Annotated in this window: 6 protein-coding genes; all 6 read right to left on the bottom strand. The window is 65.5% G+C overall.

All coding sequences use genetic code 11. The annotated features are described in order from the left end of the window. Positions 1–1,375, bottom strand: a 1,375-nt coding sequence (locus AQZ49_RS14965) for a cytochrome C (RefSeq protein WP_156428323.1), incomplete at its 3' end; no start/stop codon positions are given. 109 nt (positions 1,376–1,484) lie between these two features. Beyond that, entirely contained in the window at positions 1,485–2,042 is a 558-nt protein-coding gene (locus AQZ49_RS14960; RefSeq protein WP_067617116.1) for a hypothetical protein, read from the bottom strand. Further along, positions 2,042–2,803 (bottom strand): competence/damage-inducible protein A, encoded by a 762-nt coding sequence (locus AQZ49_RS14955; RefSeq protein WP_067617113.1) that lies wholly within the window; start codon positions 2,801–2,803, stop codon positions 2,042–2,044. Before AQZ49_RS14955 ends, AQZ49_RS14960 begins: the two co-directional genes overlap by 1 nt. Before the next feature lie 42 nt (positions 2,804–2,845). Then, a complete protein-coding gene (locus tag AQZ49_RS14950; protein ID WP_067617110.1) occupies positions 2,846–4,354 on the bottom strand; it encodes a flavin-containing monooxygenase in 1,509 nt (502 codons plus the stop codon). A gap of 117 nt (positions 4,355–4,471) precedes the next feature. Further along, positions 4,472–5,875 carry a serine hydrolase domain-containing protein gene (locus tag AQZ49_RS14945; protein WP_067617107.1) on the bottom strand — a complete coding sequence of 468 codons (1,404 nt, stop codon included), beginning with the start codon at positions 5,873–5,875 and terminating at the stop codon, positions 4,472–4,474. Positions 5,876–5,959: 84 nt separating this feature from the next. Next, complete coding sequence (rimO, locus tag AQZ49_RS14940) at positions 5,960–7,378, bottom strand: 30S ribosomal protein S12 methylthiotransferase RimO (protein WP_067617104.1); 1,419 nt, start codon at positions 7,376–7,378, stop codon at positions 5,960–5,962. Between the last annotated feature and the right edge of the window lie 2 nt (positions 7,379–7,380).

Below are 7,380 nucleotides of genomic sequence, written 5' to 3'. Positions count from 1 at the left end.
AGAACGCGATCCAGGTGAACAGGCGCAGGGTGTTGTTGTCGGCGGCGTTGCTGCCATTGCCGTCATAGTTGAACCGCGTGCCATTGAACTGGCCATAGGCGGTGTATTGCGCGCCGAACCGCACATTGACGAGCGGGCCCAGCGGCCCATTGCCCGCGCCCCACGGGGTATAATCGATCTGCCCCATCACCCCGTTGCTGTCAGGCCGGGCCAGCGGGCCGCTATAGAGAAACGTGTTGCTCGGCCCGGTCACGGTGAACGCGCTGACGGTCAGGCCCAGTTTGCCGCGCCAGGAATAAGTCACATCGCCGCGCACTTCGCCAAGGCTGGTCTGCGCACAGGCCATCGGCAATTGGTTGAGCGCGCAAGTCGCATAGAGGTTCTGCGCCTCGTGCACATAGCGGCCCTGCACGGTCAGCGTATCGCCACGGGCGGTGGGCAGGATATACGAGGCATCGAGCCCCACATCGCTGTAATGGTCGGTCAGCCCGGTCGACCGGTCGCGTCCGGGGTTGAGCGCGACTTTCAGCGCAAAGGCCCCCATTTCGAACGTGCCATGGCCGATGTCGTGCTGCCAGGCCAGGCGGCCATAAGGCGCCACGCCATTGATATCCCCGGGCCCGACCGGATCTGCACCGAGCCAGGTGAGGGTGCCCTGCGCCGGGGTGGTATAGCCCCCGGCCTCGACATAGAGATGGTGATTGAACCAGCCATAGGCGCTGAAACCCAGCACTTCCTGCGCCAGCGCGCCGTCGATCAGCGGGGCCGCCGCCGGGCTTTGTGCGATGGCACCGCCGTTGTATGGGAAACCCCAGGCCGGGGTGGTGTTCCACACGTCCTGCACGGTCGGGTTGTTGTTGACGTCAAAGCCGAATGTCGCGTCCTTGCCGAACAAGTGCCCCTGGTTGACCACGCGGATGTCGGCGTTGTCCCAGCTCCACTGGTGCCCGATGCCGTCATAGGTGATCTGCGCCATGCCGCCGATATGCTGGCCAATGCCGCCGCCGATGAAAATGCTGGCTTGGTCGAACGTGACATTGTCGTTGGGCGACAGGTTGTCGGGGGGCGGGTTCTGGGCCGTGCGGGTGTGGGTATAGGATGCGGTCAACGCCGCCGACAGCGGCACGTTGAACGGCTTGGCGCGCAGCGTATAGCCATTGAGCTTGAACTCGCGCCCAAACACGGTGAGTTGCGGGCCGAAACCGCCGACATGGCAGGCCTGACACGGCAGCCCGGTCTGGTCGGCAAAGCTGGGAATGGCGATGGCGGGTCGCGACAGTACCAGCGCGCCGAGACCCAGAGCCGTTGGCAGGCCAAGCCGCAAGGCCAGCGTTGCATGGCGTAAAAGACGCGGCCTTGTTGCATGTGCGCGCATGATCGGTACCCCCATCGTGGATGACCGTGCGTGTCATCCCCTGATGACGGCATCTGGTCATGATGTGGGGGCGTTGTCCTTGATCCGGGTCAGTAAACAGCCTCGGAATCTACGGCCTTCGCGGCGCGATGTTGGCGCGCGTATAGCATTCGCTGACCAGACTGTAGGCCACGCCGTCGTCGCGGCGCAGCACGGCGGTTTCGTGGTGGATGGTCCGCGCCGGGCACGCGGCGGGCGACGGGGTGCCGGGTGGCAAAGGCTGCCGGTGCAGGCCGAGCGGGGCAACCACTTTGCCGAACGGCGTGCGCGTGGTGTCGAGCGTCACGTTCATCGCGGGCGTCAGCCGCGCGGGCACATACCAGTTGAGCGCGTCGGACAGCACGATGTCGGCGCACGTCAATCGCACATGGCGCACGCGCACCGGTTCGGCACGGTCCACCTGCAGCGCGGTACGGATGGCCGGGGTGGCCGGCGAACTGGCCGCATCGTCCATCGCCAACGCCTGGATATGCGCCGGGGCCATGATGCCGCGCCGTGCACACCATTGCTCCAGCGCGAGCGTGGCGCTGTCACGACTGGCGAGCGTCTGGCGGAACTGGTCGAGCGTGGCCGTGTCGCTGGCGCAGGCGCTGGTCAGGATCAGCAGCGCCGCCGTCAGCGCCCGCATCAGATCCCGCCGTCGAACGGTTCGCGGCCCAGGCTGGCCAATGCCGCGCTCAGCGCCGAAACGCAGGCCGCCAACTGTGTCTGGTCGGTTGAACGGATTACGAAATTGGCGCCCACCCGGCCTTCGCGAAAGAACGGATAGCTGCCGATCGCCACCCCTGCAAAGCTGGCCTCGGTCTCGCGCAGCAAGTCGGCGATCTCGCTCTCGGCCACCCAGCATCCCACGGTGTGCGACAACAGCGGCAACCCGCCTTCGAGCGTGCCGGTCAACCCGTCGAGCATCTGCGCGGTGATCGAGGGTACGCCGGCCATCAGGAACACATTGCCGGCGCGGATGCCCGGCGCGCCCGACAGGCGGTTTTCAATCAGGTCGGCGCCATCGGGCACGCGCGCCATGCGCAGCCTCGCTTCGTTGAGCCCGCCGCGCGGGGCATAATAGGCCTCCAGGATGGCGCGCGCACGCGGATGGACCACCACCGGCACGCCCAGCGCCGCCGCCACCGCATCGACGGTGATATCATCGTGCGTCGGCCCGATCCCGCCGGTGGTGAACAGATAGTCGTTGCGCGCGCGCAAGGTGTTCACCGCCTCGATGATGGCATCCATCACATCGGGCACCACGCGCACTTCGCGCAGGCGTATGCCCTGTACGCCCAGCCACGTGGCGATCTGCGCAATGTTCTTGTCCTGCGTGCGGCCAGACAGGATTTCGTCGCCCACGACGATCAGCGCGGCGGTCCAGATACGGTTGGTGTCGGTCATCGCCGCCGAGGGATATAGCAATGCATGGCCGGTGCAAGGGGCCTATTCGGCGGCTTGCAACACCGTTTCAGCCAGCGCAGCCGGGGCGCGATCGAGCCGCAACACGCCATCGTCGATCGGATCGCTTTTCATCCAGGCGCGGTCGCGCAGATAGTCCTGGCTCAGCCGCCAGCGCATGTCCGACGCGCTCTTGGGCAACAGGTGCCGCGCGCGGGCGATATAGCCCGATGAAAAATCGAACGGATCGTCGTCGATCAACCCGTGATCGGCGGGCAGCACCGGGGTCGCCACGTGTACCCCGCGCTGGTCCATCAGATTGATCAGGCGGCAGACATAGTCGGAAATGATGTCGGCGCGCAAAGTCCACGATGCGTTGAGATAACCGAACACCGCCGCCAGATTGGGCACGTTTGAGAACATGCACGCTTTGTAGTAATAGTGCTGCGACCAATCGATCGGCACCCCGTCGAGGCTGATCGCGATCTTGCCCGCCATGGTCATTTTCAGCCCTGTCGCGGTCACGATCACATCGGCGTCGAGGTGCTGGCCCGATCGCAGGCGCACGCCCGATGCGTCGATGCGGTCGATATGATCGGTCACCACGCTGGCCCGCCCGGCGCGGATGGCGGCAAACAGGTCGCCATCGGGGATCAGGCACAGCCGTTGATCCCACGGATCATAGGGCGGGGTGAAATCGGCAGGCCGATAGTGTTCGCCCAACTGCGCCTGCGCCTGCCGGGTCAGAAACGCCTTCACTTTGTCGGGCCGGGTGCGCGCGCGGCGGAACACCAGCGATTGCAGGTGGATGTTCTTGAACCGGGTGATGCGATAGGCCAGCTTTTCGGGCAGGATGCGGCGCAGGAAATTGGCCAGCGCATCGCGCGCGGGCCGCGAGGCCATCCACGTCGGCGTGCGCTGCAACATGGTGACATGCGCCGCCGTGCGCGCCATCGCCGGCACCACCGTCACCGCCGTCGCGCCCGATCCGATCACCACCACGCGTTTGCCCGCATAGTCGAGATCGGCCGGCCAGAATTGCGGATGGACCAGGCGCCCGGCAAAGTCCTGCTTGCCGGGGATCGCGGCTTCGTGCGGATCATCGTAATCATAATAGCCCGAGCCCAGGAACAGGAACCGCGTGGCCAGATGGCTGCGCCCTTGCGGTGTATCGACCACCAGCCGCCACAACCCGGCGGCGCTGTCCCAATTGGCAGTGAGCACTTGCGTGCCAAAGCGGATATGCGGGCGGATACCGCGCTCATCGGCAATGCGATCAAGGTATTCGAGAATGGCCGGACCATCGGCGATCGACTTTTCATGCCGCCAGGGTTCGAACACAAAGCCCAAAGTGTGCATGTCGCTGTCCGAACGCACGCCGGGATAGCGGAACAAGTCCCAGGTGCCACCGATCCGGTCGCGCCGTTCGAGCACCAGATAGCGCCGATCGGGACACAGCGCCTGCATATGCGCGGCCATGCCGATTCCCGAAAGCCCGGCGCCGACAATGATCACATCGAGCGGTGCATCCGCCCCTGCCGTGCCTGCGCCCATCCGTTCTCTCCGCCGTTGTTTTAATCGAGTCCTTAAATGGTATGCGAAAATGCGCGCGATGGCCAGACGGGCGTGATTGCGGGCAAAACCGGACGAATGGGGGGTAGCGCGCGGGGCCTAATCCTCGCTGATCAGGTATTGCTCCCAGCGTCCGGATGCGCCCGGTTCGGCATATGTGATGATCGTCAGGGCGTGGCCGCCGCACGTCACGGTGAAGTTGCGGTTGACGAAGCCGCCGCGCAGGCGGGGGGCGATCTTGGGGGCAAAGCCGGTGCAGCGGCCCAGCGCGGTCAGCGACTGGTGATAGTCGGCGACGGCTTCGGGGGTGAAATAGCCGCGTGCATCGTCGGTAAACCGGGCGGGTTCGAAATGTCCGGCGGTCAGCGCGGCCAGTTCGGCGCGGGCGTCGTCGGTGCGTCCGGCCTCGCTGGTCTGTTGCGCAGGCGTGTGGCGCAGGATCACTTTGCCGATGCCATCGGTCAGGATCGTCGTCGTGTCGGAAAATCCGGCGTTGGTCAGCACCACCACGGCGGCGCGATCGTTGGGCCAGACGGTGTTTTGCGACAGGAACCCGACCGCTTCGCCGCCATGGTCGATGATCCGGTGACCGCCGTGCTGGCCGATGTGCACGCCCAGCGCATAGCCGTTGCTGGTGCCGTCGGCGACATGGACGGGGGTTTCCTGTTCGTCCCATTCCTTCGTGGTCAGCACTTGCCGGTTGATCCGCGCAATGTCCCACAGCGCCAGATCCGATGCCGTCATCGACAGTTCGCCCGCGGCATAGAGCCAGCCGCGCGCGGGCGGAGTAACCTGTCGCACCGGGCCGAGGGCGTGGCGATCATAGCCGTGCGGATATTGCGGTCCGTTGGCATCGTCGATGAACAGCAGATGCAGGCCCAGCGGGTCGAACAGATAGGTCTTGAGCAACTGGTCGAGCGGCGCGCCGCCCGCCAGTTCGGCAATCCGCCCGGCCACAACATAGCCGGTGTTGGAATATTGCCAACGCGTGCCCGGCGCGTAATCGAGCGGTTTCATCGCCCAGCGGCGGATGATTGCATCGGGCGTGGTGGGCGTGGCCATGTCGGCAAAGGCATAGTCCTGCGGCCAGTAATCCTGCAGGCCTGCGGTATGCGACAGCAACTGGCGCACCGCGATCTGGTCTGCGCCGGTCACTTGCGGAAGCCATTTGGCCACTTTGTCGTCGAGCGACAGCTTGCCCTCGTCGGCCAGGCGCAACAGCAGCGCGGCGAGGAACTGCTTGGAATTCGACGCGATCTGATAGGGCATGTCGGGCGATGCGACCGGCAGCGTGTCAGACGCACGGCCCCAGGCGCGCGCCATTACCACTGTGCCATCCCGCACCACCGCGATCGATACCGAAGGCACCCCGGTCTTGGCCAGCGTGGTGGTGACCAGACTGTCGATCGCCCTGGTCTCGTCGGCGCTGAGCGCCTGCGACAGGGCGGGCAGGGGCAGCGCGGCAAGCGCCAGCGCGACGAGCGTGGTGAGGGGGCGTTTCATGGCGGCGCAACCTAGCCGCCTGCGTGGTCGGCGCAATCGCTTTTGGCAATAAAGCCCCTCCCCTCAGGGGAGGGGCTTTTTGAGTCAGGATTCCGGGGTGCCTGCGATCACGCCGAACAAGTCGTGATCGTCGGAGTCCTCGACGATGACATCGACAAACTGGCCCGGCGTCAGGGTGGCGGGCACATTGCGCAAGTGCACCGCGCCGTCGATTTCCGGGGCATCGGCCTGTGACCGGCCGCTGGCGCCCAGATCGCCGTCTTCGTCGGGTTCGCCCACGTCATCGATGATCACGCGCAGCGTGCGGCCCACTTTGGCGGCCAGTTTGGCGCGGCTGATGCTTTGGGTCTTTTCCATGATCCGCGCATAGCGTTCTTCCTTGACCGCTTCGGGCACCGGATCGGGCAGGGCGTTGGCCGCCGCGCCCGCCACCGGTTCGAACCGGAACGCGCCCACGCGATCGAGCTGCGCTTCATCGAGCCAGTCGAGCAGATAGCGGAAATCGTCTTCGGTCTCGCCCGGAAAGCCGACCACAAAGCTCGACCGGATGGCGATATCGGGGCAGATTTCGCGCCAGGTGCGCAGTCGTTCCAGCACTTTGGCCTCGTTGGCCGGGCGCTTCATCGCGCGCAGCACACTGGGGCTGGCATGCTGGAACGGGATGTCGAGATAAGGCGTCAGCAACCCTTGCGCCATCAGCGGGATCACTGCCTCGACATGGGGATAGGGATAGACATAGTGCAGCCGCACCCAGGGCACCTGGCCCTCGGGGGTACGCAGGCCACCCAGTTCGCGCGCCAGGTCGGTCATATGCGTGCGCACGGCCTGACCCTTCCACTGGCGTTCCTCATGCCGCACATCGACGCCATAGGCCGATGTGTCCTGGCTGATGATCAGCAATTCGCGCGTGCCCGCCGCGACCAGCTTTTCCGCTTCGCGCAGCACGGCATCGATGCGCCGGCTGACCAGCCCGCCGCGCAATTGCGGGATGATGCAGAATGCGCAGGCGTGGTTGCAGCCTTCGGAAATCTTGACATAGCTGTAGTGACGCGGGGTCAGCTTGACATCGCCCGGCACCGCCTGCGGGATCAGATCGACATAAGGCCCCAGGCCCGGCGGGGCGGCGGCATGCACCGCATCGACCACGTCTTCATACTGGTGCGCGCCGGTTACCGCCAGCACGCCGGGAAAGCGCGCGCGGATCACATCGGCTTCGTTGCCCATGCATCCGGTCACGATCACCCGGCCATTTTCGGCCATTGCCTCGCCGATTGCCGACAGGCTTTCTTCCTTGGCCGAATCGAGAAAGCCGCAGGTGTTGACCAGCACGACATCGGCACCCTGGTAATCGGCGCTCATGTCATAGCCATCGGCGCGCAGCCGGGTCAGGATGCGTTCGGAATCGACCAGCGCCTTGGGACAGCCAAGGCTGACCATGCCGACACGGCGGGGGGAGGCGATTGCAGTGGGGGATTGTTCAGAAGCCATCAGGCGGCGGCGCATAG

The sequence above is a fragment of the Novosphingobium sp. FSW06-99 genome (genome assembly GCF_001519065.1).
Lineage (GTDB): Bacteria > Pseudomonadota > Alphaproteobacteria > Sphingomonadales > Sphingomonadaceae > Novosphingobium.
The sequence above is the reverse complement of the archived record's forward strand: the minus strand, read 5'-3'. Positions and strand labels throughout refer to the sequence as shown.